Origin of the sequence: Chimaeribacter arupi (genome assembly GCF_002858805.1) — a bacterium.
Taxonomy (GTDB): Bacteria; Pseudomonadota; Gammaproteobacteria; order Enterobacterales; family Enterobacteriaceae; genus Chimaeribacter; species Chimaeribacter arupi.
Map to the genome: position 1 here is coordinate 111345 of NZ_PJZI01000003.1, position 24200 is coordinate 135544.

Consider the following 24200-nt stretch of genomic DNA (forward strand, 5'->3'; position numbering starts at 1 on the left):
ATCACACCATAAAAGGCGACGCAAGGTCGAGAGGTAAACGTGCCGTCAGCCGCGTTAATGTGTTTTAAATGTTATAAAAATGATATGACAATGAAATTAAATTGTGGTTACGAACCGGCAACCCGCCTGGTTTCAGGGTCACGGCGGCTTACCCATTGTGATCACAGCCTGCTTTTCCGGCCCGGTTCGCCGGCTCTTTTCAGACAGCGGCAGGCACAACACAGGACAGCACAAAAGGCTCACAAGTTGCTTACAAACTAGGATTTTATCCCGGCTATGATAAAGTCAGGCAAAAGGCGTTTCCGGCTTTTCCTGCTGCGCCTGCCGCAAGAAGGGTGGCAGCAGGGCGCAAGCCGAATACACTTACTTAACCTCCATCATCCGGACGTCAAAGGGCTTCTATGACACAGGTCTCTACCGCAACACAGCCGCAGGCTAAATACCGGCACGATTACCGTGCCCCGGACTACACCATTACCGATATCGACCTAAATTTTGAGCTGGACGCCGACACCACCACCGTCACCGCCATCAGCCAGGTCAAACGCCTGGGCGCGGTAGGCGCGCCGCTGGTGCTGAATGGGGAAAACCTGACGCTCCTCAGCGTCACGGTAGACGGCCAGCCCTGGCCGCACTATCACCAGCAGTCCCATACGCTGGTGCTGGATCAGCTGCCGGATGCCTTCAGCCTGACCATCATTAACCAGATCCACCCCGCCCAGAACACCGCGCTGGACGGGCTGTACCGCTCCGGCGAGGCGCTCTGCACCCAGTGTGAAGCCGAAGGTTTCCGCCACATCACCTATTACCTTGACCGCCCGGATGTGCTGGCACGTTTCACTACCCGCATCGTGGCAGATAAGGCGCGCTACCCGTTCCTGCTCTCCAACGGTAACCGGCTGGAGCAGGGCGACCTCGGCGATGGCCGCCACTGGAGCCGCTGGGAAGACCCGTTCCCGAAACCTTGCTACCTGTTTGCGCTGGTGGCCGGGGACTTTGACGTCCTGCGTGACACCTTTACTACCCGCTCCGGGCGTGACGTGGCGCTGGAACTGTACGTGGACCGCGGCAACCTGGACCGCGCTGACTGGGCGATGACCTCGCTGAAACAGTCGATGAAGTGGGACGAAACCCGCTTCGGCCTGGAGTATGACCTCGACATCTATATGATTGTGGCGGTGGACTTCTTCAACATGGGCGCGATGGAGAACAAAGGGCTGAATGTCTTTAACTCCAAATATGTGCTGGCGAAGGCGGAAACCGCCACCGACACCGACTACCTGAACATTGAGCGAGTCATCGGCCATGAATATTTCCATAACTGGACCGGCAACCGCGTCACCTGCCGTGACTGGTTCCAGCTCAGCCTGAAAGAGGGGCTGACGGTGTTCCGTGACCAGGAGTTCAGCGCCGATCTCGGCTCCCGCCCGGTCAACCGCATCGCCAACGTGCGCCTGATGCGCAGCGCGCAGTTTGCCGAGGACGCCAGCCCGATGGCGCACCCGATCCGCCCGGACAAAGTCATCGAGATGAACAACTTCTACACCCTGACGGTGTATGAGAAGGGCGCGGAAGTAATCCGCATGATGCACACGCTGCTGGGCGAGGCGCAGTTCCAGGCCGGGATGCAGCTCTACTTTGAGCGCCATGACGGCAGCGCCGCCACCTGTGATGATTTCGTGCAGGCGATGGAAGATGCCTCCAACGTTGACCTGTCGCTGTTCCGCCGCTGGTACAGCCAGTCCGGTACGCCGGTGCTGACGGTACGTGACGAGTTCAGCACCGAGCTTCAGCAGTACCGCCTGCATGTCAGCCAGACCACGCCACCGACAGCGGACAAGCAGGAGAAATTGCCGCTGCATATTCCGCTGGATATCGAGTTGTACGACCAGGAAGGGAATGTCATCCCGCTGGTGCGTGACGGCAACCCGGTGCATTCGGTGCTGAACGTGACCGAAGCGGAGCAGACTTTTGTGTTTGACGGCATCGCCCTGCCGCCGGTGCCGTCGCTGCTGCGCCACTTCTCCGCCCCGGTGAAACTGGATTACCCCTACAGTGACCAGCAACTGACGTTCCTGATGCAGCACGCCACCGACCCGTTCTCCCGCTGGGATGCGGCGCAAAGCCTGCTGGCGCTCTATATCCGCCTGAACGTGGCACGCCACCAGCAGAAACAACCGCTGTCACTGCCGCTGCATGTGGCGGATGCCTTCCGCGGTATTCTGCTGGATGACAAGCTGGAACCGGCACTGATTGCCCAGATCCTGTCGCTGCCGACCGAAAATGAGATGGCGGAGCTGTTTACCACCATCGATCCGGAAGCGATCCATGCGGTGCACGCTGCGATTGTCGGCTGCCTGGCCACCGAAATGGCGGACGAATGGCTGGCGGTTTACTACGCCAACCTGACGCCGGAATACCGCGTGGATCACGCCGACATCGGCAAGCGCAGCCTGCGCAACCTCTGCCTCAGCTATCTGGCCTTTGGCGATCCGGCGCGGGCTGACCAGCTGGTGGCGAAGCAGTACCACGCAGCGGATAACATGACCGATGCGCTGGCCGCGCTGTCGGCGGCGGTTGCCGCCCAGTTGCCGTGCCGGACGGCGCTGCTGACGGCGTTTGATGAGCGCTGGCACCAGGATGGCCTGGTGATGGACAAGTGGTTCATCCTCCAGGCGACCAGCCCGGCGGAAAATGTGCTGGAGAACGTGCGCAGCCTGCTGAACCACCGTTCCTTCAGCCTGAGTAACCCGAACCGTGTACGGTCGCTGATCGGGGCGTTTGCGTCCGGCAACCCGGCGGCGTTCCATGCGGCAGACGGCAGCGGTTACCGTTTCCTGACCGAGATCCTCACCGACCTCAACACCCGTAACCCGCAGGTGGCGTCACGTCTGGTTGAGCCGCTGATCCGCCTGCAACGTTATGATGAGTCGCGTCAGGCGCTGATGCGTGCGGCACTGGAACAGCTCAAAAGCCTGCCGAACCTCTCCGGCGATCTGTATGAGAAAATCAGCAAAGCGCTGGATGCCTGATCCCTGGGCGTAAGCCATGAAAAAGGCGCGGGCCATCAGGCACCGCGCCTTTTTTTATGGGGGAAACCGGCCTCAGGCGTAGCCGCGCGACACCACCGGCTGCAACACAGGCGCAGGCGCCAGGATGCGGTCCAGCACCCGGCTTTCCAGCTCTGCCAGCCGCACTGACCCGTGGCGGCGCGGGCGCGGCACATCCACCGTGACGTCCAGCCCAATCCGGCCCTCTTCAATCAGCAATACCCGATCGGCCAGCGCCACCGCTTCGCTGACATCATGGGTGACCAGCAGCACCGTGAAACCGTGCGTCAGCCAGAGTGACTCAATCAGCCCCTGCATCTCGATGCGCGTCAGGGCATCCAGCGCGCCCAGCGGTTCATCCAGCAGCAGCAGCCGTGGGCGGTGGATCAGCGCGCGCGCCAGCGCCACCCGCTGTTTCTGCCCGCCGGAGAGGGCCGAGGGCCATTCCCCGGCGCGCTCTGCCAGCCCGACCGCCGCCAGCGCCTCCTGCGCTGCCGGGCGCCAGTTGCCTTTCAGGCCCAGCCCGACATTGTCGATGACCCGCTTCCACGGCAGCAACCGGGCTTCCTGGAACATCAGGCGCGTATCCTCCTGTACGCTGGCCAACGGCGCATTGCCGCTCAGCAGCGCGCCCTCGCTGGCGTGTTCCAGCCCGGCCAGCAGGCGCAGCAGGGTACTTTTGCCACAGCCGCTGCGGCCCACCACCGCCACAAACTGGCCGGGGACAATGCGTAAATCAATATCATGCAGAACCGTGCGGGCGCCGTAACGTTTGCTGATATGGTTCAGCGTCAGCGGGGTGCCTTGTGGGATACGGGTTGGCGTACTCATGCGTTGCCTCCTTGGGAGGTCAGTTGATAGGCGGGGTGCCAGCGCAGCCAGACGCGCTCCAGCAACTGGGCGCTGAAATCGGCCAGTTTGCCGAGGATGGCGTACAGCACAATCGCCACCACCACGATGTCAGTTTGCAGGAACTCACGGGCGTTCATCGCCAGATAGCCAATCCCGGCATTGGCGGAGATAGTTTCGGCCACAATCAGTGTCAGCCACATAAAGCCGAGTGCAAACCGCACGCCGACCATAATTGAGGGCAGGGCGCCGGGCAGCACCACCTGCACAAACAGCGGCAACCCGGAGAGGCCATAACTGCGCGCCATCTCCAGCAGGCCGCGGTCAATGTTGCGGATGCCGTGATAGGTATTCAGGTAGATCGGGAACAGCGTACCGAGCGCCACCAGGAAAATTTTGGCGGACTCATCGATGCCGAACCATAAAATCACCAGCGGGATCAGCGCCAGATGCGGGATGTTGCGCAGCATCTGTAACGAACTGTCCAGCAGCCGCTCACCCCAGCGTGACAGGCCGGTAATAAAGCCCAGCAGCAGGCCGAGGCTGCCGCCGATGGCGAACCCAATCCCGGCGCGCCAGCTGCTGATCGCCAGATGGTGCCAGAGTTCACCGCTGGCACTCAGTGACCAGAAGGCCGTGACCACCGCGCTCGGCGCAGGCAGGATCCGGTTGGAGAGCCAGCCCGCCTCCACCGCCAGTTGCCAGACGGCAATCAACAGCACCGGCACCGCCCAGGGCGCGAGACGGTATAACCCACGTTTGGCAAAATGATGCATAGTGCGCTCCTCAGCTCTGTGACGCAGTGGTCTGGTAGAAATCATTGGCAATCACCTCGGATTGCGGCCGGATCACCCGCAGGTTACCGGGGGCGGCGTCAGGGGCCGCCAGATCGAGGTGCGGGAACAGCAATTCGCCTACCCGGTACGCCTCTTCCAGGTGCGGATAGCCGGAGAGCACAAAGGTATCAATGCCGAGATCGGCATACTCCTGCATCCGCGCCGCCACCGTCGGGCCATCGCCGACCAGCGCGGTGCCGGCCCCGCCGCGCACCAGCCCGACCCCGGCCCACAAGTTGGGGCTGATCTCCAGGTTGTCTTTTTTGCCGCCGTGCAGGGCAGCCATCCGCTGCTGGCCGACGGAGTCAAACCGGGCGAACGACTGCTGGGCGCGAGCGATGGTGTCGTCATCCAGGTTGGCGATCAGCCGGTCAGCCGCGCGCCACGCCTCGTCAGTGGTTTCACGCACAATCACATGCAGCCGGATGCCGAACCGCACCTGACGCCCTTTGGCCGCGGCTTTGGCACGTACCTGGTCAATCTTCGCTTTGACCTGTGCAGGCGGTTCGCCCCAGGTCAGGTAGAGTTCGACCTGCTCGGCGGCCAGATCCTGCGCGGCATCGGACGAGCCGCCAAAGTAGAGCGGCGGGCGCGGCTGCTGCACCGGCGGCAGCATCAGGCGCGCCTCTTTTACCTGGATGTGTTTGCCGGTGAAGGTGACGGTTTCACCTTCCAGTACCCGGCGCCAGACATGGGTAAACTCCGCTGAGGCTTCATAACGCGCTTCGTGGTCAAGGAACAGCCCTTCACCCGCCAGCTCATCCGGGTCGCCGCCGGTGACCAGGTTAAACAGGGCGCGCCCGTTGGAAAGCCGGTCCAGCGTGGCGGCCTGCCGTGCCGCCAGCGTCGGGGAGATAATGCCGGGGCGCAGCGCCACCAGGAATTTCAGCCGTTGTGTCACCGGAATCATCGACGCCGCCACCAGCCAGGAGTCCTCACAGGAACGGCCGGTCGGGATCAGCACCCCGCCAAAGCCCAGGCGATCCACCGCCTGGGCAATCTGTTGCAGGTAAGCGTGATCAACGGTGCGTGCACCCTCATTGGTGCCGAGGTAGTGGCCGTCGCCGTGGGTCGGTAAAAACCAGAAAACGTTAAGGCTCATGGTGTCTGCTCCTTGTGCGGCCCGGCGAGCGCAGCGCCGGGCTGGGTGGTCAATGGGTCAGGGCGCGGCGCGCCAGATACGGCTGGCGATATCCAGCTTTTTCGGTAACAGGTGATTTTCATAGAACAGATCGGCGGTGTTCTGCTGGGCCTGTTCGGTGCGTTTGTCCACCGGCTCAATCACGGTGACCGGGCGGTGGCTCAGATAGGTGGCGATCACCGGCTCCGGCAGCCCCATGGCGTTGGCCAGCAGGGTAATGCTCCGCGCACGGTCGGTGCGGGTCAGGGCGTCGGCGGCGGTCAGCTGGGTCAGCACGTCACGGATAAACGCCGGGTGCGCCTCGGCATAACTGCGCGCCGCCAGGTAGAAGGAGCCGGTCTGGTTCAGCGTGGTGCCGTCTTTCAGCACCCGTACGCCGCCCTGAAGCTGCGCAGCGGAGTAGTACGGATCCCAGATCGCCCAGGCATCGACGTTATGCTGGGCAAACGCGGCGCGCGCATCAGCCGGAGTCAGGTAGACCGGGGTAATGTCTTTGAACGTCAGCCCGGCTTGTTGCAGCGCACGTAACAGCAGGTTGTGCGAGCTGGAGCCTTTCTGGAACGCCACTTTGCGCCCTTTCAGGTCAGCCACGCTCTGGATCGGGCTGTTGGCTGCCACCAGGATCACTTCCGCTTTGGGTTTGGGCGGCTCCTGGCCGACATACAGCAGATCGGCCCCGGCCGCCTGCGCGAACAGCGGCGGCAGGTCGCCGGTGCTGCCCATGTCGATGCTGCCGACATTCAGCGCCTCCAGCATTTGCGGCCCGGCCGGGAACTCCACCCAGCTGATGCGGGTCTGCGGGTAGCGTTTTTCCAGCATCTGATGGGTTTTGGCCAGCACCAGGCTGACGGACCCTTTCTGGTAGCCGATACGGAACTGCGCCGGGTCCTGTGCGGCCTGTGCCGCCTGGCCCAGGCCGGTCAGGGCCGTCAGCAGGGTAAACACGGCCGCGGCACGGCCCCAGCGACGAAACAGCGACATCGGTGTCATTTTCTGCTCTCCTTATCGCCGGTTCAGGCAAAATGCCGCAGCAGGTCAGCCCCGGCGGCACGTACCGGTGCACGGCGGTCCAGCGCCTGATAGAAGCTCTCCAGTGCCTCTTCCAGCCGCAGCGCCAGCGCCGGGGCCGGCAGCGGGTGCGGCTGGGCTTTCATATCAATCTGGCTGTCATCCGCAAAGACACCGTGCAGCACCTCCTGCGCTTTCAGGGCTGACAGCACCGGTTTCAGCGCGTAGTCCACTGCCAGCATATGGGCGAGGGAACCGCCGGTGGCCAGCGGCAGCACCACTTTGTGCTCCAGCGCGCGCTCCGGCAGCAGGTCGAGCAGGGTTTTCAGCGCGCCGGAGTAAGCGGCTTTATAGACCGGCGTTGCCACCAGCAGGCCATCGGCCCCGGCCAGTGCGTCAGCCAGCGCCTTGACCTGGGGGCTGTTGAAATTGGCATAGAGCAGATCTTCAGCGTCGAAATCATGCAGGTTATAGGCGGTGATCGTCACCCCGCGCTGTTGCAGCCACTGCTCGCTGCGGCGCAGCAGGGCAGAAGAACGGGAGGGTTGTCGCGGGCTGCCTGCCAGAGATATAACGTGCATACTGACTCCTTATAACTAAAAAGAATAGTTGGGGCGTTTTTCCTAACCAAGTGTTAACACGCTATCAGCCGGCGCTTATTTCTTAAAATCTCTTTTTTTGCTTTCTTTTTCTGAAAAAGGGCATAACCGCGGGCAAGTCAGCAAAGGAAAAAGAGAGCCGGGGGAAAGGGCGGCAGGGCAGGCGGGAAAACGATTGCGGAAAGGGCGTTTTTTTGCGGTGGATCATTTCCCTTTTGCCGGGCATTCGCGGATAATACGCCCCCGGTTTGCCACCGGGAACTCAGGAGATTTCATGTATTATCCCCTCGTCAGAAAAGCACTTTTCCAGCTCGACCCTGAACACGCACACGAATTGACCTTCCGCCAGCTTCGCCGCCTTTCCGGCTCGCCGTTTGAATTCCTTATCCGCCAGTCGTTGCCTGCCAAGCCGGTCAGCTGCATGGGCCTGTCATTTAAAAACCCGTTGGGCCTGGCGGCCGGGCTGGATAAAGACGGGGAGTGCATTGACGCCTTCGGGGCAATGGGGTTTGGGTTTGTCGAGGTCGGCACCGTCACGCCGCGCCCGCAGGCGGGCAACGATAAGCCGCGGCTGTTCCGGGTGGTCGAGGCAGAAGGGTTAATCAACCGCATGGGGTTTAATAACCGCGGGGTCGATAATCTGGTCGAAAACGTCAGGAAGTCGCGTTTCGGCGGCATCCTCGGCATCAATATCGGCAAGAATAAAGACACGCCGGTGGAAAACGGCAAGGATGATTACCTGCTCTGCATGGAGAAAGTCTACCCCCATGCCGGCTATATTGCGGTTAATATCTCATCACCCAATACGCCGGGGTTGCGTTCATTGCAGTATGGCGAGGCGCTGGATGAATTGCTTGCCGTCATCAAGAATAAGCAGGCCGAATTACAGCAACAGCACCACAAATATGTGCCGGTGGCGGTGAAAATTGCACCGGATTTGTCAGAAGAAGAACTGGTACAAATTGCCGACAGCCTGGTTCGCCATAATATCGATGGGGTGATCGCCACCAATACCACGCTGGATCGCAAACTGGTGCATGGCCTCAATTATTGCGAGCAGGCGGGTGGTCTGAGCGGCCGTCCGGTACAGTTGCGCAGCACGGAAGTGATTCGCCGGTTGTCGCTGGAATTACAGGGCCGGTTGCCGATTATTGGTGTCGGCGGCATTGATTCCCTGACCGCCGCGCGGGAGAAAATGCAGGCGGGTGCCTCACTGATTCAGGTCTATTCCGGCTTTATTTATCACGGCCCGGCGCTGATAAAAAATATAATTAACGCGATTTGATAGTTTTTAACCAACATGCCGGGCCGGGGGGTTTATTTCTCTTCCCGGCTCGTCTATATTTTGTCCACTGCCGGGGTTATAGGCGCTGGATGCAGTGTGTTACCAGACTAAATAATATGTTCAGCGATCCTCACCGGCCTCATTTATTAGCATACCGTCGGCAGCGACACTTTTACGGCGGTCTTGTTGGGGTTTTTTTGAAATTAACAGGCGTAAAGGGGTAACCCGATGAGAATCAAACCTGACGACAATTGGCGTTGGTATTTTGACGCCGATCACGATCGGCTGATGTTGGATTTGGCAAACGGCATGATATTCCGCTCGCGCTTTCCCGCCAAAATGTTAACGCCGGATGCGTTTGGTGAGTGTGCTTTTTCCGTGGAAGATGCCGCGCTCTATTTTGATTATGAAGAACAGTGCCGCAAAATTAAGCTGAAATCAGAGCAGCGGGCTGAACTGGTATTAAATGCGCTGGTGGCGTTCCGTTACCTGAAGCCGCTGATGCCGAAAAGCTGGCACTTCACCCAGCAGGCGCGCGCACTGGCACCCAAAACCGGTGACGTAGTGGCAGTGAAAGTGACGGAAAGCGGTGACCGGGCGCAATTGCTGGTGGTGGAATCCGGCGACAATGCCAGCCTGTGCCTGCTGGCACAACATCAGCTGACGCTGGCCGGGCGCACCATGCAGTGCGGCGATGCCATAAAAATCATGCATGACCGGATGATGCCGGTGGCAGAAGAGTTGGATTTGGCGGCACTGTACGATCAGGCCGTGTAATTTTCCGGTATGTAAAACGGCATGTTTTCAGAAGCGGTCGGTGTTTAAGAACGATCGGTGTTGAAAACGGGCCGCTTCCCAAAAAAGTCGGCGCTGAGAACGGCCGGCTTCTGACATAGCGCACCCACGGGCGCGCCACCTTTCTGACCCCTTTTTTCCGGCTAACTCAGGGTGACATCTCCCAACGGGATGCAACTGCAACTCAGCAGCGTACCGTCGGTGCCCAGTGCATCCTGCACCAGCGGGGCCACGTTTCCCTGTTCCAGCGTCAGGCGGCAACTGCCGCACAGCCCGGCGCGGCACGAGTAGGGGATGCGGAACCCTTGCTGCTCCAGCTGATCCAGCAGGACCTCTTTTTTATTGCCGCTGAAACGCTGCCCCTGGTAGGTGATCGCGACCTGCTGCTCAGACGGGGGCGGGGGCGCGACCGGCGTGCTGGCCTTACCGGCGCTATAATGACGGGGCGGGCGGGTAGAGAGGATCTCCACCGAATCGCCAGCCCGGATAATGCCGCTGTTACGCGCCATCAGGTTCATGCCGAAATCAACGTCGCCGTTGTCTGCCGTGCGGAAGGATTGCAGTGTTTTCAGCGGCTCCCCGGCCGGGTGTTTTACCCCACGCTCGGTGCTGACGGTGGTCAGCACGCAGCGGCTGCAGGGTTTCACCGCCTCAAATACCACACTGCCGACCCGCAGTTCGGCCCAGCCGTCTTCGGCAAAGGCAGTGGCCCCGGCAACCACCAGGTTCGGCCGGAACTGTTCGAGTTTGATCCCCGCCGGGCAGCGGCGGCGCAACGCCTCCAGCGACGCCTCATTCACCAGCAGGAACGGATAGCCGTCCGCGAAGGTCAAAGGGGTATCGGGCGCGCTTTTCACGCGGCGGCTGAGGGCCGGCCCCTGCCAGCGCAACTGCACCTCGCGCGCCAGGTAACCGCTCAGCCAGCGGTTAATCGCCTCCGGGGCGATGCGGGCGGTAAAATGGTTGCCCCAGACTTCCGTCGGGCTCTCTGCCTCACTGAATTCATCGTAACGGATAACGGCGCTGTCGCCGTCCGGCGCGGTGATGTACAGGCCATCCGGCAGCAGTGCCGGGGTAAACTGCACCATCTGCGGCAGTTGCCGGGCGGTAATAAAGGTGCCGTCCGGCGTGGTCAGCATAAACGCCCGGTCAAAGGCCATGCCGGCGCGGTCAGCCAGGCCCTGCGAAAGTTGCAGGCCACGCATCGATTTCACCGGATGGATGAAAAGTTTTGAAAGGGTAATCACTGCTGACTCCTTGCCGGCATAAATGAGAGTCAGCAACTTTATGACAAGCGGGTGGGATTAGCTATAATGCGCAACAATTTTCTATTTGGTGATAAGTCGATATGAACTCTCTGTTTGCCAGCACGGCGCGTGGTCTGGAAGAACTGTTAAAAAGCGAACTGGAAGCGCTGGGCGCCCACGCCTGTAAAGTGGTACAGGGTGGGGTACATTTTCAGGGCGACGATCGTCTTCTGTACCAAAGCCTGCTGTGGAGCCGCCTGGCGTCACGTATTTTGCTGCCGCTGAATGAATTCAAGGTGCACAGCGATCTGGACCTCTACCTCGGCGTGATGGCGATTGACTGGCCGTCAGTGTTCGGCGTGGACAAAACCTTTGCCGTGCATTTCAGCGGCCTGAATGATGAAATCCGCAACAGCCAGTACGGCGCGCTGAAGGTCAAGGATGCCATCGTTGACAGCTTCACCCGCAAAATTGACCAGCGGCCGAACGTGGCGAAACAGCAGCCGGACATCCGCGTTAATGTGTTCCTGCAACGTGACACCGCCAGCGTCGCGCTGGATCTGAGCGGCGACGGCCTGCACCAGCGTGGCTACCGTGACCTGACCGGCGCGGCCCCGCTGAAAGAGAACCTGGCGGCGGCGATTGTGCTGCGTTCCGGCTGGGCTGTCGGCACGCCGCTGCTCGACCCGATGTGCGGTTCCGGTACGCTGCTGATTGAAGGGGCGATGATCGCCTCTGACCGTGCGCCCGGCCTGCATCGCCAACACTGGGGCTTTACCGCCTGGAAAGACTTCAACGCCGACCTGTGGCGCGAAGTCACCACTGAGGCGCAGGTGCGCGCCCGCCGTGGCCTGCAGGAGACGACCTCCCGCTTCTTCGGCTCGGACATCGACCGCCGTGTGATTGAGATGGCGCGTGCCAACGCCCGCCGTGCCGGTGTCGCGGAGTTGATTACCTTCAACAGCGGTGATGTCAGTAAGCTGGTCAACCCGCTGCCGGAAGGCCCGCGCGGCACCGTGATCAGCAACCCGCCGTATGGTGAGCGTCTGGAGAGTGAACCGGCGCTGATCGCGCTGCATAACCTGCTCGGCCGCATCATGAAAACCCAGTTCGGCGGCTGGCAATTGTCGCTGTTCAGCGCCTCGCCGGAGTTGCTGAGCTGCCTGCAATTGCGGGCAGAGCGCCAGTTCAAGGCCAAAAACGGCCCGCTGGAGTGCGTGCAGAAAAACTATCAGCTGGCGGAGAACGCCGAAGGCGTGGCCGGCGGCCAGATCGCCGAGGATTTCGCCAACCGCCTGCGCAAGAACCTGCGTAAGCTGGAGAAGTGGGCGAAGCAGCAGGGCATTGAGTGTTACCGCCTGTATGACGCCGACCTGCCGGAATATAACGTGGCGGTGGACCGCTACGGCAGCAAAGTGGTGGTACAGGAGTATGCGCCGCCGAAAACCGTGGATGCGCAGAAAGCGCGCCAGCGCCTGTTTGACGTGATCAACGCCACGCTGTCGGTGCTGGATCTGCCGTCCAACCAACTGGTGCTGAAGACCCGTGAGCGGCAGAAAGGCAAAAACCAGTATGAAAAACTGGCGCAGAAAGGCGAGTTCCTGCTGGTGCAGGAGTTTAACGCCAAACTGTGGGTCAACCTGACCGACTACCTCGACACCGGCCTGTTCCTGGACCACCGCATCGCCCGCCGGATGCTGGGTGAGATGACCAAAGGGAAAGATTTCCTGAACCTGTTTGCCTACACCGGCACCGCCAGCGTACACGCCGGGCTTGGCGGCGCGCGCAGCACCACCACCGTGGATATGTCCCGGACGTATCTGGAGTGGGCGGAGAAAAACCTGCGGGTCAACGGCCTGACCGGCCGCCAGCACCGCCTGATCCAGGCAGATTGCCTCTCCTGGCTGAGCGAGGCCAACGAGCAGTTCGACGTGATTTTCATCGATCCGCCGACCTTCTCCAACTCCAAACGCATGGCAGATTCCTTTGACGTGCAGCGTGACCACCTGGCGCTGATGAAGCACCTGACCCGTCTGCTGCGCCGCAACGGCACCATTATGTTCTCCAACAACAAACGCGGCTTCCAGATGGACGTGGCCGGTCTGGCCGAACTCGGCCTGGTGGCGAAAGAGATCACCGCCCAGACGCAGTCCCAGGATTTTGCCCGTAACCGTCAGATTCACAACTGCTGGCTGCTCACCCGCGCCGGCGAGGAAAAGTAACGTTTATGTCTTTAATCAGTATGTCAGGTGCCTGGCTCTCCTTCAGTGATGCCCCTCTGCTGGATAACACCGAACTCCACATCGAGCCTAATGAACGTGTTTGTCTGGTCGGCCGTAACGGCGCGGGGAAATCCACGCTGATGAAAATCCTGAACCGCGAAGTGCCGCTGGATGATGGCCGCATCGTGTATGAGCAGGATTTGATCGTGGCGCGCCTGCAACAGGACCCGCCGCGCAACATCGGCGGCACGGTGTTTGACTTTGTGGCCGAAGGTGTCGCCGAACAGGCGGAACACCTGAAGGCGTATCACGCCATTTCCCATCTGGTAGAAAGCGACCCGAGCGAGAAGAACCTGGCCAAAATGGCGCAGGTGATGGAAATCCTCGACCATCAGGGGCTGTGGCAGCTCGACAGCCGTATCCAGGAGGTGCTGGCACAGCTCTCGCTGAACGGCGACGCGGAGCTCTCCTCGCTCTCCGGCGGCTGGCTGCGTAAAGCGGCACTGGGCCGGGCACTGGTGAGTTCCCCGCAGGTTCTGCTGCTGGATGAGCCGACCAACCACCTGGATATCGAAACCATCAACTGGCTGGAAGGGTTCCTGAAAGAGTTCCAGGGCAGCATTATCTTTATCTCGCACGACCGTTCGTTCATCCGCAATATGGCAACGCGCATTGTGGATCTGGATCGCGGCAAGCTGGTCTCCTACCCAGGCAATTACGATCTCTACCTCACCACCAAAGAAGAGGCGTTGCGGGTCGAGGAGCTGCAAAACGCGGAGTTTGACCGCAAGCTGGCGCAGGAAGAGGTGTGGATCCGTCAGGGCATCAAAGCGCGCCGTACCCGTAATGAGGGGCGCGTGCGCGCCCTGAAAGCGCTGCGCCGTGAGCGTTCCGAACGCCGTGAGGTCATGGGCACTGCGAAAATGCAGGTCGAAGAGGCAAGCCGTTCCGGCAAAATCGTGTTTGAGCTGGAAAATGTCAGCTACCGCGTCGGCGACAAGCAACTGGTGTCCAATTTCACCGCCCAGGTGCAGCGTGGTGACAAAATTGCGCTGGTCGGCCCGAACGGCTGTGGTAAAACCACCCTGCTGAAGCTGATGCTCAACCAGCTGAAAGCCGACAGCGGCCGGGTACATTGCGGCACCAAGCTGGAAGTGGCCTACTTTGACCAGCACCGCGCCGAGCTGGACCCGGAACGCACGGTGATGGACAACCTGGCCGAAGGCAAACAGGAAGTGATGGTCAATGGCCGTTCCCGCCATGTGCTGGGCTATTTGCAGGACTTCCTGTTCCACCCGAAACGCGCCATGACGCCGGTGAAAGCGTTGTCAGGCGGGGAGCGTAACCGCCTGCTGCTGGCGCGCCTGTTCCTGCGCCCCAGCAACCTGCTGATCCTCGATGAACCGACCAACGACCTCGACGTCGAAACGCTGGAGCTGCTGGAAGAGTTGATCGACGGCTACCAGGGCACCGTGATGCTGGTCAGTCACGACCGTGAGTTTGTGGATAACTGCGTGACCGAATGCTGGATCTTCGAAGGGCAGGGCGTGATCAACAGTTACGTCGGCGGTTACCATGATGCCCATCAGCAGCGTGCCGCCACCCGTTCCCTGCGCGCGGCCCCGGCTGTGCAGGAGAAAAGCCCCGCTGCCGCACCCAAAGCGGACAGCGCCAAACGTCCGGCAAACAAGCTAAGCTATAATCTGCAACGTGAACTGGAGCAGTTGCCGCAACGCATTGATGCGCTGGAAAAAGAGATCACCGCATTGCAGGACACCATGAGCGATGCCGGTTTCTTCAGCCAGCCGCATGACGAAACACAACGTGTTATCGATGCACTGGCAAAAGCAGAAAGCGACCTGGAAGCCGCCTTCGAGCGCTGGGAAAGCCTCGAAGCACAGAAAAACGGATAAGAAACACGGCGGCCGGCTCCCGGCCGCCATCCCCTGCAAAGGAGCATTATGCCGCTGAGAGCGCCATGCCGTTGAGGAGTAAAGCCGTGCACGTGCATCGTTCTGATGATCCCCTGTTATGCCCGCAATGTGACCTGATGGTCGCGTTGCCTGCATTGTCTCCCGGCAACCGGGCAAACTGTCCGCGCTGCCATACCACCCTCCAGACTGCCTGGGCTGAACCACGCCGCCGCCCAATGGTGTTTGCGTTAAGCGCCCTGTTTATGCTGTTGCTCGCCAATCTTTTTCCGTTCGTCAGTATCCATGTCAAAGGGTTGAGCAGCGAGATTACGCTGTACCAGATCCCGCAGGTGATGATGTCAGAGGATTACGCCAGCATGGCCGGGATGTTCATCCTGTTTGTGCAGCTGGTGCCCGCGTTCTGCATGGTCACTATTATTCTGCTCTGCCTGCGGGTGCAGATGCCGCAGTCGCTGAAAGTCAGGCTGGCTCGCTGGCTGTTTATGCTGAAAGCCTGGAGCATGGTGGAAATTTTCCTGGCCGGTGTGCTGGTCAGCTTCGTCAAGCTGATGGCGTACGGCAATATCGGCATCAACCTGAGCTTTTACGCGTATGTGTTGTTCTGCCTGTTGCAGGTGCGGGCGTTCCAGTGCCTGGACCGCCGCACCCTCTGGAATGACATCGCGCCCGCACCCGTACCGGGGCGCGTCTTGCGGGTGGGGCAGAGCGGGTTGCAGCAGCAATTGCGCGCCTGCCCCTGCTGCACCGCGGTGTTACCGGCCGGGCAGGAGCAGTGCCCGCGTTGCGGCACCAAAGGGCACCTGCGCAAAAAACACAGCCTGCAATGGACAATGGCGCTGCTGATCACCGCGGCGCTGCTCTACATCCCGGCTAATGTCCTGCCGATCATGAATACCGAGCTGCTGGGTAACCCGGCTCCCTCAACCATTATGGCGGGCGTGATATTGCTGTGGAGCGACGGCTCCTACCCGGTGGCGCTGGTGATTTTTATCGCCAGCATCATGGTGCCGACGCTGAAGATGATGGCGATCGCCTGGCTCTGCTGGGACGCGCGCCACCCTGACCGGCAGCGTGACAGCGAGCGGATGCACCTGATCTATGAAGTCGTGGAGTTCGTCGGCCGCTGGTCAATGATCGATGTGTTTGTGATTGCGGTGCTCTCCGCGCTGGTCAGAATCGGGCAGCTGATGAATGTGTATCCGCAGGTCGCTGCGGTGTTGTTTGCCATGGTGGTGATCCTGACGATGATTGCCGCCATGACCTTTGATCCCAGATTAAGCTGGGATGGTCTGAATAGAAAAAACCAAAAGGAGCTGCATCTTGACAGCAAATGAAGGCACCGCCCGGGTGGAGAAGATCAAGCGCTGGTCACCGGTATGGATTGTGCCGATTGTGACGGCACTGATTGGCGCCTGGATCCTGTTCTACCACTTCAGCCATCAGGGGCCGGAAGTGACCCTGATCACCACCACAGCCGAAGGCATTGAGGGCGGTAAAACCACCATTAAAAGCCGCAACGTTGACGTCGGCCGGGTGGAAAGTGTGACGCTGAGCGATGATCTTAACCACGTGATCCTTAAAGCCCGCCTGAACCCGGACATGAAAAAGCTGCTGAAAGGGGACTCCGCGTTCTGGGTAGTGAAACCACAGATTGGCAAAGAGGGCGTCTCAGGCCTCGGCACCTTGCTTTCCGGGGCTTACATTGAATTGCAACCGGGCCGCAAAGGCGAGGAACCGGCGCAATACCAGTTGCTCGACTCCCCGCCGCTGGCCGCGCCGGATGCCAAAGGGATCCGCGTGGTGCTGGACAGCGAACGCTCCGGCCAGCTTAACCCCGGCGATCCGGTGCTGTTCCGCGGTTACCGGGTCGGCTCAGTGGAGACCAGCCGGTTTGATACCGAGACGCGCTCAATGCATTATCAGCTGTTTATCAATGCGCCGTATGACTCGCTGGTGACCAGCAACGTGCGTTTCTGGAAAGACAGCGGCGTCAACTTTGATATGTCCTCGCAGGGTATGCGGGTGGAGATGGGATCGCTGACCACGCTGTTCAGCGGCGGCGTCAGTTTTGATGTGCCGAACGGCTGGGAGCGCGGGGAACAGGCGCAGGAACATGCGGAATACACCCTGTTTGACGATCAGCGCAGCATCCAGGATTCGCTCTACACGGAACACCGCGACTTTGTGATGTTCTTCTCTGACTCGATCCGTGGCCTCTCGCCGGGCGCGCCGGTGGAGTTCCGCGGCATCCGGCTGGGCACCGTTTCGTCAGTCCCGTTCACCATTCCCGGTATTGAACAGCAAATGGACAGCGATTACCGCATCCCGGTGTTGATCCGCATTGAACCCGATCGCTTCACCAAACAACTGGGCAAAAACTTTGATATGGAAGCGGCCCTGAAAGATGCCCTGCAACGGGGTATGCGGGCGTCGCTGAAGTCAGGTAACTTGCTCACCGGCGCGCTGTATATCGATCTTGATTTCTACCCGAATGAGAAGGCGTGGAAAGGGCCGCGTAAACTGGGCGGCTATGAACTCCTGCCGACGACCAGCGGCGGCCTGGCGCAGATCCAGCAGAAAGTCATGATGACGCTGGACAAGATCAATGCGCTGCCGCTGAACCCGCTGATTGAAGAAGCCACGCAGACCCTGGCGCAGAGTAAACGTACGCTGGCAGAAACACAGCGCACGATGGCCTCGCTGAACAAAATTACCTCCAGCAAAGAGATGCAGAACCTGCCGGCGGACATGCAGAAAACGCTGCTGGAGCTGAACCGCAGCATGAAAGGCTTCCAGCCCGGTTCACCGGCGTACACCAAAATGGTCGCGGATATGCAGCGCCTCGATCAGGTGATGCGCGAACTGCAACCGGTACTGCGCACCATCAATGACAAGAGCAATGCATTGGTGTTTGAAGCGTCAGAGAGCCCCGATCCTCAGCCGAAGAAGGCCAAAAAATGATGAAATGGATACTTCCTGTCACGCTGGCTGCCCTGCTGGCCGCGTGCAGCAGTGATGACAGCGGCAAAACCTACTATCAATTGCCGGTACCCACGCAGCCGGCTGCGGCTGCGTCAGCCACACAGGCGCAGACCACGCAACGCCAGTTATGGATTGAGCAGGTGGGCGTCGCGGATTACCTGAACGGCAGTGGGGTGGTGTACCAGACTAACGATGTGCAGTACGTCATCGCCAAGGACAATCTGTGGGCCAGCCCACTGGAGCAGCAACTGCAACAGAACCTGGTCACACAGCTGAGCCGGGATCTGCCGGGCTGGCTGGTGTCAGCGCAGACCTTGGCCGGCGATCAGGACGTACTGAACGTGACGGTTACGGGTTTCCACGGGCGTTATGACGGCAAAGCGGTGGTCAGCGGGCAGTGGACGCTGACACAGAACGGCCAAACCGTTACCCAGCCGTTTAACCTGCAACTGGATCAGCCGGAAGATGGCTATGACACGCTGGTGCGCACCCTGGCGCAGGGCTGGCAACAGCAAGCTGACGTCATTGCCGCCTACGTAAAATAGTCATCTGAAAAAAGGGTAAAGCCCGGTGATGGGATCGCTGAATGCGGTCTGCTCATCGGGCTTTTTATTTATTCTTATAGTAATCAACGAGTTGTATCATCATCATTTACATCAGTGAGTTACCTGATTCTGCTTATATACCTCACAAATGTGACATTGGCGTGAATATTGCGCATTGATCTTCCCCTCTTAAAGGGCTATTGCTTAAACGTGGCGTGCGCAGACTGCGGCGACCACTGTTTTCTTTCCACCAGACCATGAATGAGGGAAATAAGGCATATGATGAAGAGACAAAAACGCGATCGCCTGGAACGGGCACATTCACGCGGGTATCACGCAGGTATTTCAGGTCGTCCCAGGGAATTATGTCCCTATCAATCGTTGGACGCCCGGTCTCACTGGTTGGGAGGTTGGCGACAAGCCATGGAGGACAGGGCCGTGACCGCTGCATAAGCGGCGCCCTGTAAGAAAAGGGAAGAACCTCCGCCAGGCGCGGAGGTTTTTATTGGGGGCTTAGAAGACGCTGGTGTCTTTAAACAAGCCCACTTTCAGGTCGCTGGCGGTATAGATGACTTTACCGTCGACCAGTACTTCGCCGTCTGCCACGCCCATGATCAGCTTACGGTTGATCACACGCTTGAAGTTAATGCGGTAAGTGACTTTTTTCGCGGTCGGCAGAACCTGACCGGTGAACTTCACTTCGCCCACGCCCAGCGCACGGCCTTTGCCTTCACCGCCCAGCCAGCCGAGATAGAAACCGACCAGCTGCCACATGGCGTCCAGACCCAGGCAGCCCGGCATGACCGGGTCACCAATAAAGTGACAACCAAAGAACCACAGGTCAGGGTTGATATCCAGCTCCGCTTCCACGTAGCCTTTGTTATGGCTGCCGCCGTCTTCGCTCATTTTAACGATGCGGTCCATCATCAGCATATTGCCTGACGGCAGCGGTGGGCCGCCTGCGCCAAACAGCTCACTGCGGCCGGAGGCTTCCAGATCTTCTTTCGTGTAAGAGTCGCGTTTTTCTACCATGTCGATGTAGCCTTATTTTAATGAAGGTCGCAGATTAGCTTACATGTGTAAGCTGAACAAGTCCGATCAGCCGCGGCTGAACCAGTTTAACCAGCGTAAGAACCAGGGCAGGTGCCGGCGTTCATGCGCGGTGACTTGTGCTATGCGATCCTGAATGGCGCCCAGTAAGCTGGGTTGCTGCTCGTCAGCATACGTTACGCCCGTGATTATCGTTAATGCCTCTGCCGCAGAGGAGACCGCCCACAGATGGAACTGCCCCTCACGCACGGCATCTACCACCTGCGGTTGCAGGCAGAGATGGCGCAGGTTAGACAGCGGCAGAATAACGCCCTGCTTGCCGGTCAGGCCGCGCCGTTGGCAGACTTCAAAGAAGCCTTCAATTTTTTCGTTCACGCCGCCAATCGGCTGGACGTTACCGAACTGGTCTACGGAGCCGGTCACCGCAATCTGCTGGTTAATCGGCTGTTGCGCCAGGGCGCTGATCAGCACACACAGCTCAGCCAGTGAGGCGCTGTCGCCATCCACTTCACCATAAGATTGCTCAAAAACCAGTGATGCAGAGAAGGGCAGCGGCTGATCCTGATCCAATTCAGAGATCAGGTAGGCCTGCATAATCATCATGCCTTTGGCATGCAGATTACCGCCCAGTTCCGCTTTGCGCTCGACGTCATTAAATTCACCGTCACCGGCGTGCACCACACAACTGATGCGTGACGGCTCGCCAAAGGCGCGTGGGTGGCCGGGGTATTCCAGCACGGATAAGCCGTTGATCTGCCCAATAACTTCGCCTTCGGTTTCAATCAGGATCTGGCCCAGCTCAATCTCATCCTGCATCCGTTCTGCCAGATAGCTTTCACGCCAGGCTTTGGCCTGTAACGCGGCATCAAGGGCTTTTTCATCCAGCAGCGTCTCTTCATTATAGAGGGCGGCTTCAGAAAGCAGGGCGCTGATCCACTCCGGGCAGAGCGGCAGGCTGCCCTGGTCGCCACTGAAACGCACTGCCTGCGTTAACAGCGTCGGCCAGGCGTTTTCAGCCGGGCGCGGCAGGTTCTGGCTGTCGGCCAGGCTGTTGATATAGGCGCACCAGGTGGCCATATCCTCAGGGTCGGTCAGCGGCAATTCGCCTTCAAACTCACCGTATAACCCGTGCTCCGCCAGCTCAGGCTCCATCTCATTGAGATCGGCCAGGCCGGGGCGGTCACCCACAATAATCAGTTTGAGATCCAGCGGCATCGCCGGGATATTCACCGGCAGCGGGCGCGTTTCATCCGGAGAAACCCAGCGGAACAGCCCCTCACTGATGATCTGTTTCAGGCGCAGCCACATCAGCGGCTGTGCCAGCAGGGTACGGGCGCTGAGGATTAATACCCCGCCGTTAACCTGATGTACGGCACCGGGGTGCAGCACGATTTCGCCATTAAACAGGCTGGCGCGGCCGAATAATTGCTCCGGCTCAATCCATTCCCGGTAGAGACAGCGCGTGTCCGCCACAAAAGGGCCGCGCCGGGGCAGGGACGCGGCAAGCGTCGCCTGGGTTCCGGTAATCTGATAATGGCTGCCGATCGGTTGGTCGTCATCCGGCAGCAGGCTGTCGACCGCTTCAGCGATCACCGCAAGATAGGCACGACTCTCCTGGGCTTTAACCGTCATGATGCGCGGGCGCGACTGCGGATGACAGAACAGCGTCAGGCCATTTTCCAGGCGGGGCTGGGTCACTGCGAAGGTTATCGGGGCCAAGTCAGGCGCCGTAGCGAATAATGTCTGGTAAGGCGCGGCGTCAGGAACGAGTGACTGCCATTCAAGTCGGTTATTGGTCAAAGTGTTAGGGTCAATCAGCAAAAAGGGAAAGGGCGATTATACAAGAATAACGAAGGCTGCATATAAGCAGAGTTATTCTTCGGCGAATGCGGTTTGACAATAATGCTGGGCTGTGTAAAAAACAGACAAGCGAGACGGTGAAAATTCATAAAAACTCCCGGCAAAACTGTTATGCTTAAGAAAGTTACACGGTCACATTAAGGCTCGCGATGAAATATCAGCAACTGGAAAATCTGGAAAGCGGATGGAAATGGAAATACCTGGTAAAAAAGCACCGGGAAGGGGAACGCATTACCCGCTATCTTGAAAACAGCGCTGCGCAAGAAGCCGTACACGAATTACTGAAAATGGAAAGCAATCCGGTCAATGTGCTGCAATGGATCACCCGGCATATGAACCCGGCCCTCGACAACCGGATGAAACAGACTATCCGGGCGCGGCGTAAACGGCATTTTAATGCTGAGCATCAGCACACCCGCAAAAAATCTATCGACCTTGAGTTTCTGGTCTGGCAGCGGTTGGCAGGCCTGGCACGCCGGCGCGGCGTCACGCTGTCCGAAACCGTGGTACAGCTGATTGAAGATGCAGAGCGCAAAGAAAAATACGCCAGCCAGATGTCCTCCCTGAGGCAGGATTTGCAAGAAATCCTGGCGAAAAAAGAGTAATGCCCGCTGGGCTCCTCCCTTTCCTTCTTCTCTTTCCCGGTTTATACCTCCCATAAAAAAACCCCGCCGGAGCGGGGTTTTAAAATCACGTACGTTTAACTTAAGCCTGCGGCTGAGTTACAACGTCTTTGATGCCTTTAACTTCGATCTCTACGCGGCGATCTGGTGCCAGGCAGTTGATCAGGGCAGCACGGCCTTTCACGCTGTCACAGGTAGAACCGGTAACCGGCTGGGTTTCACCCATGCCACGTGCGGAGATTTTGTCAGCCGGGATACCTTTGGATACCAGGTAATCCACAACGCTCTGAGCGCGCTGCTCAGACAGTTTTTGGTTGTACTGGTCAGAACCGATACGGTCACTGAAGCCCAGAACAACAACGGAACCGTCTTTCGGATCCATGGAGCTCAGCTGGGTGTACAGCTGATCCAGAGCCTGCTGGCCTTCGCCTTTCAGGGTGGATTTGTTGAAGTTGAACAGAACGTCAGACTTCAGGGTGAAACGCTTGGTTTCAACAACCGGAGCCGGTGCCGGAGTCGGAGCTGGTGCCGGAGCAGCCATCTCGTCCTGGCCGAAGCGGTAAGAAACACCCAGGCTCAGCATGGCGTTGTCAGGACGTGCGCCAACGGTCGCTGCGTCACCGATGTTGTTAACCCACTGGTAGTCCAGGCGGGTAGCCCAGTTTTTGGTCAGTGCGTATTCAACACCAACAGCTGCCAGCGGGGAAACGCCGGTGTCGTGGTCGCTGATGCGGTTGCCGTTCACAGAAGCGGTGGAATCAGCACGCCAAACCATACCACCCAGACGGGTGTACAGGTCCAGGTCATCATAGATTGGGTAGCTCAGTTTAGCTGCCAGCTGGATGCCCTGTGCTTTGAAAGCACCGTTGTTGACGCTGCCTTTGTAAGGCATACGGCCAAGCCAGTCATATCCCATTTCAAAGCCCAGGTATTGGTTCGCTTGGTAGCCCGCGAACGCACCTGCACCCACTTGGCTGTCATGGGTCGGGCCATTGCCAACACCGTTGTAGCCATTACCATAGAAACCTGTGTCATGGAACTGGGACCAGCCCACTTTAGCACCGGTGTACCAGGTGTTATCTTTCGGGGCGGCTTGCGCTACGGTAGCGAAACCTGCCAGTGCCACTGCTAATGCGATAGCTGTCTTTTTCATTTTGCGCCTCGTTATCATCCAAATAGGCAATGAGCTTTAAGCTGTTATAAGCCCTTGGTTAAAATCCTTCGCCAAGGTTATTGCTTCCGTTAGTTACTTTGCCAATTAATTTGGCCTTATAGAGCAACCTTGGCGATGTAAAGTCTACAACGTGGTGTGAAACTTACAAGTATGAAGTTTTCCTGAACCCGCAAAAAGGCGCAAAACGTACATAATTTTTAACATGTTCGGGCAATTGGTGACGAAATTACGTGAAAAAAACCCTTAACAAGCGTTAAACAAGCCGCCAAAACCGCTGTTGAAAGCGCTTTTGGCCGAAAAAAAGGCTTTTTTCATGAGAATATTCCTAATTTCTTTTAATGAAAGCGGGGAGAGTGAATTTTAAGTGAAGGCAGATGTCCCCGGCCTGCGCGTCCCTCATATTGAGGCCGCATAATGAAACCGTAAGCATGCCCCGATTGCGCGGCCCGTTGCAGCCTTTCCCGCTCTTTCTCAGTCAGTTCCGGTAACCACCCTAATACCACGCTGTAATTCCCGCTTTGCAACGCTTTTTCCATGGCATCGACCGTGGAGGTCGGCTGGATGGCGCGTAACTGTACCACTTTGTCTACCGGCAGGCCGGAATGGCGCAGCCAGTTACGGCTCAGTTTTTGTTGCGGTGCCAGCCAGAGCAGCCAGCGTGACTGAGTACCCAGATGATGGAGAAGGGGAAGAAGAATCTGGGCCAGAGCAGGTTGATCATCACTGTAAACGAACTCACTGACCAGGCCACCGGGCTGAGCCGCAGGCGCCTGAAAAGAGGAGGATGGCATGGTTATCTGAGCGTGTTCGCCGGTCTGATAGTTATGAGAAGATGGACGCATAATTTCCCTGCTCCGATGTCACTGTATGTATATACAGTATCCCCACTTTCCACAAAGATCAATGCGATTCTTTCAATACGTCTCGCAGATTTGATACGTAAATCCTTGTAACGGCATTTTGTCATTGGCAGCGCCGGTAACTTTCCGTATTTTGTAAT

At 58.8% G+C, this 24200-nt stretch carries 20 protein-coding genes; 10 read left to right on the forward strand and 10 right to left on the reverse strand.

Annotated features, from left to right (window positions below; translation table 11 throughout):
* Positions 1–401 precede the first annotated feature (401 nt).
* The gene (gene pepN, locus CYR52_RS03035; protein ID WP_101827928.1) at positions 402–3032 is read left to right on the forward strand and encodes an aminopeptidase N; all 2631 of its coding nucleotides are present in this window, start codon (positions 402–404) and stop codon (positions 3030–3032) included.
* Positions 3033–3104: 72 nt separating this feature from the next.
* On the opposite strand, the gene ssuB is transcribed toward pepN, so the two are convergent.
* Genes ssuB through ssuE form a run of 5 tightly spaced genes read right to left on the reverse strand, consistent with a single transcriptional unit; the run spans position 3105 to position 7465 of the window.
* Entirely contained in the window at positions 3105–3881 is a 777-nt protein-coding gene (ssuB, locus tag CYR52_RS03040) for an aliphatic sulfonates ABC transporter ATP-binding protein (RefSeq protein ID WP_072925721.1), read from the reverse strand.
* On the reverse strand, positions 3878–4675 hold the full coding sequence (gene ssuC / locus CYR52_RS03045) for an aliphatic sulfonate ABC transporter permease SsuC (RefSeq protein WP_072925719.1): 798 nt from the start codon (positions 4673–4675) through the stop codon (positions 3878–3880). The genes ssuB and ssuC overlap by 4 nt, the downstream gene beginning before the upstream one ends.
* A gap of 10 nt (positions 4676–4685) precedes the next feature.
* Positions 4686–5837: an FMNH2-dependent alkanesulfonate monooxygenase gene (ssuD, locus tag CYR52_RS03050; RefSeq protein ID WP_072925716.1), complete on the reverse strand. Its 1152-nt coding sequence runs from the start codon at positions 5835–5837 to the stop codon at positions 4686–4688.
* Positions 5838–5894: 57 nt separating this feature from the next.
* The gene (locus CYR52_RS03055; RefSeq protein ID WP_101827929.1) at positions 5895–6866 is read right to left on the reverse strand and encodes a sulfonate ABC transporter substrate-binding protein; all 972 of its coding nucleotides are present in this window, start codon (positions 6864–6866) and stop codon (positions 5895–5897) included.
* A gap of 23 nt (positions 6867–6889) precedes the next feature.
* Positions 6890–7465, reverse strand: a complete 576-nt coding sequence (ssuE, locus tag CYR52_RS03060; RefSeq protein ID WP_072925713.1) for an NADPH-dependent FMN reductase — start codon at positions 7463–7465, stop codon at positions 6890–6892.
* Between the two features lie 292 nt (positions 7466–7757).
* Between ssuE and pyrD the strand changes: the two genes are divergently transcribed.
* Together pyrD and CYR52_RS03070 are read left to right on the forward strand one after the other, a co-directional pair.
* Entirely contained in the window at positions 7758–8768 is a 1011-nt protein-coding gene (pyrD, locus tag CYR52_RS03065; protein WP_101827930.1) for a quinone-dependent dihydroorotate dehydrogenase, read from the forward strand.
* A 228-nt stretch (positions 8769–8996) separates the two neighbouring features.
* On the forward strand, positions 8997–9545 hold the full coding sequence (locus CYR52_RS03070; protein ID WP_101827931.1) for a cell division protein ZapC: 549 nt from the start codon (positions 8997–8999) through the stop codon (positions 9543–9545).
* Between the two features lie 161 nt (positions 9546–9706).
* On the opposite strand, the gene CYR52_RS03075 is transcribed toward CYR52_RS03070, so the two are convergent.
* Positions 9707–10810: a YcbX family protein gene (locus tag CYR52_RS03075; RefSeq protein WP_101827932.1), complete on the reverse strand. Its 1104-nt coding sequence runs from the start codon at positions 10808–10810 to the stop codon at positions 9707–9709.
* Between the two features lie 101 nt (positions 10811–10911).
* On the opposite strand from CYR52_RS03075, the gene rlmKL reads away from it, so the two are divergent.
* The 6 genes from rlmKL to rmf all read left to right on the forward strand — a co-directional run bounded on the left by rlmKL (position 10912) and on the right by rmf (position 18946).
* Complete coding sequence (gene rlmKL / locus CYR52_RS03080; RefSeq protein ID WP_101827933.1) at positions 10912–13032, forward strand: bifunctional 23S rRNA (guanine(2069)-N(7))-methyltransferase RlmK/23S rRNA (guanine(2445)-N(2))-methyltransferase RlmL; 2121 nt, start codon at positions 10912–10914, stop codon at positions 13030–13032.
* A gap of 5 nt (positions 13033–13037) precedes the next feature.
* Complete coding sequence (locus CYR52_RS03085) at positions 13038–14945, forward strand: ABC transporter ATP-binding protein (RefSeq protein WP_072925700.1); 1908 nt, start codon at positions 13038–13040, stop codon at positions 14943–14945.
* Positions 14946–15010: 65 nt separating this feature from the next.
* Positions 15011–16300 carry a membrane integrity-associated transporter subunit PqiA gene (gene pqiA, locus CYR52_RS03090; RefSeq protein ID WP_101827934.1) on the forward strand — a complete coding sequence of 430 codons (1290 nt, stop codon included), beginning with the start codon at positions 15011–15013 and terminating at the stop codon, positions 16298–16300.
* Positions 16287–17927 carry an intermembrane transport protein PqiB gene (gene pqiB / locus CYR52_RS03095; RefSeq protein WP_101827935.1) on the forward strand — a complete coding sequence of 547 codons (1641 nt, stop codon included), beginning with the start codon at positions 16287–16289 and terminating at the stop codon, positions 17925–17927. Before pqiA ends, pqiB begins: the two co-directional genes overlap by 14 nt.
* A complete protein-coding gene (pqiC, locus tag CYR52_RS03100; protein WP_072925690.1) occupies positions 17924–18493 on the forward strand; it encodes a membrane integrity-associated transporter subunit PqiC in 570 nt (189 codons plus the stop codon). Before pqiB ends, pqiC begins: the two co-directional genes overlap by 4 nt.
* 282 nt (positions 18494–18775) lie before the next feature.
* Positions 18776–18946 carry a ribosome modulation factor gene (gene rmf, locus CYR52_RS03105; RefSeq protein ID WP_072926843.1) on the forward strand — a complete coding sequence of 57 codons (171 nt, stop codon included), beginning with the start codon at positions 18776–18778 and terminating at the stop codon, positions 18944–18946.
* A gap of 60 nt (positions 18947–19006) precedes the next feature.
* Here rmf and fabA read toward each other — a convergent pair whose 3' ends face one another.
* Together fabA and CYR52_RS03115 are read right to left on the reverse strand one after the other, a co-directional pair.
* Positions 19007–19525 (reverse strand): bifunctional 3-hydroxydecanoyl-ACP dehydratase/trans-2-decenoyl-ACP isomerase, encoded by a 519-nt coding sequence (fabA, locus tag CYR52_RS03110; RefSeq protein WP_072925683.1) that lies wholly within the window; start codon positions 19523–19525, stop codon positions 19007–19009.
* A gap of 66 nt (positions 19526–19591) precedes the next feature.
* Entirely contained in the window at positions 19592–21343 is a 1752-nt protein-coding gene (locus CYR52_RS03115; protein WP_072926841.1) for an AAA family ATPase, read from the reverse strand.
* 209 nt (positions 21344–21552) lie between these two features.
* Between CYR52_RS03115 and matP the strand changes: the two genes are divergently transcribed.
* On the forward strand, positions 21553–22008 hold the full coding sequence (gene matP / locus CYR52_RS03120) for a macrodomain Ter protein MatP (RefSeq protein ID WP_072925680.1): 456 nt from the start codon (positions 21553–21555) through the stop codon (positions 22006–22008).
* Positions 22009–22108: 100 nt separating this feature from the next.
* On the opposite strand, the gene ompA is transcribed toward matP, so the two are convergent.
* Both ompA and sulA read right to left on the reverse strand, forming a co-directional pair.
* The gene (ompA, locus tag CYR52_RS03125) at positions 22109–23179 is read right to left on the reverse strand and encodes a porin OmpA (protein WP_072925676.1); all 1071 of its coding nucleotides are present in this window, start codon (positions 23177–23179) and stop codon (positions 22109–22111) included.
* A gap of 356 nt (positions 23180–23535) precedes the next feature.
* On the reverse strand, positions 23536–24042 hold the full coding sequence (gene sulA / locus CYR52_RS03130) for an SOS-induced cell division inhibitor SulA (protein ID WP_101827936.1): 507 nt from the start codon (positions 24040–24042) through the stop codon (positions 23536–23538).
* Positions 24043–24200 lie beyond the last annotated feature (158 nt).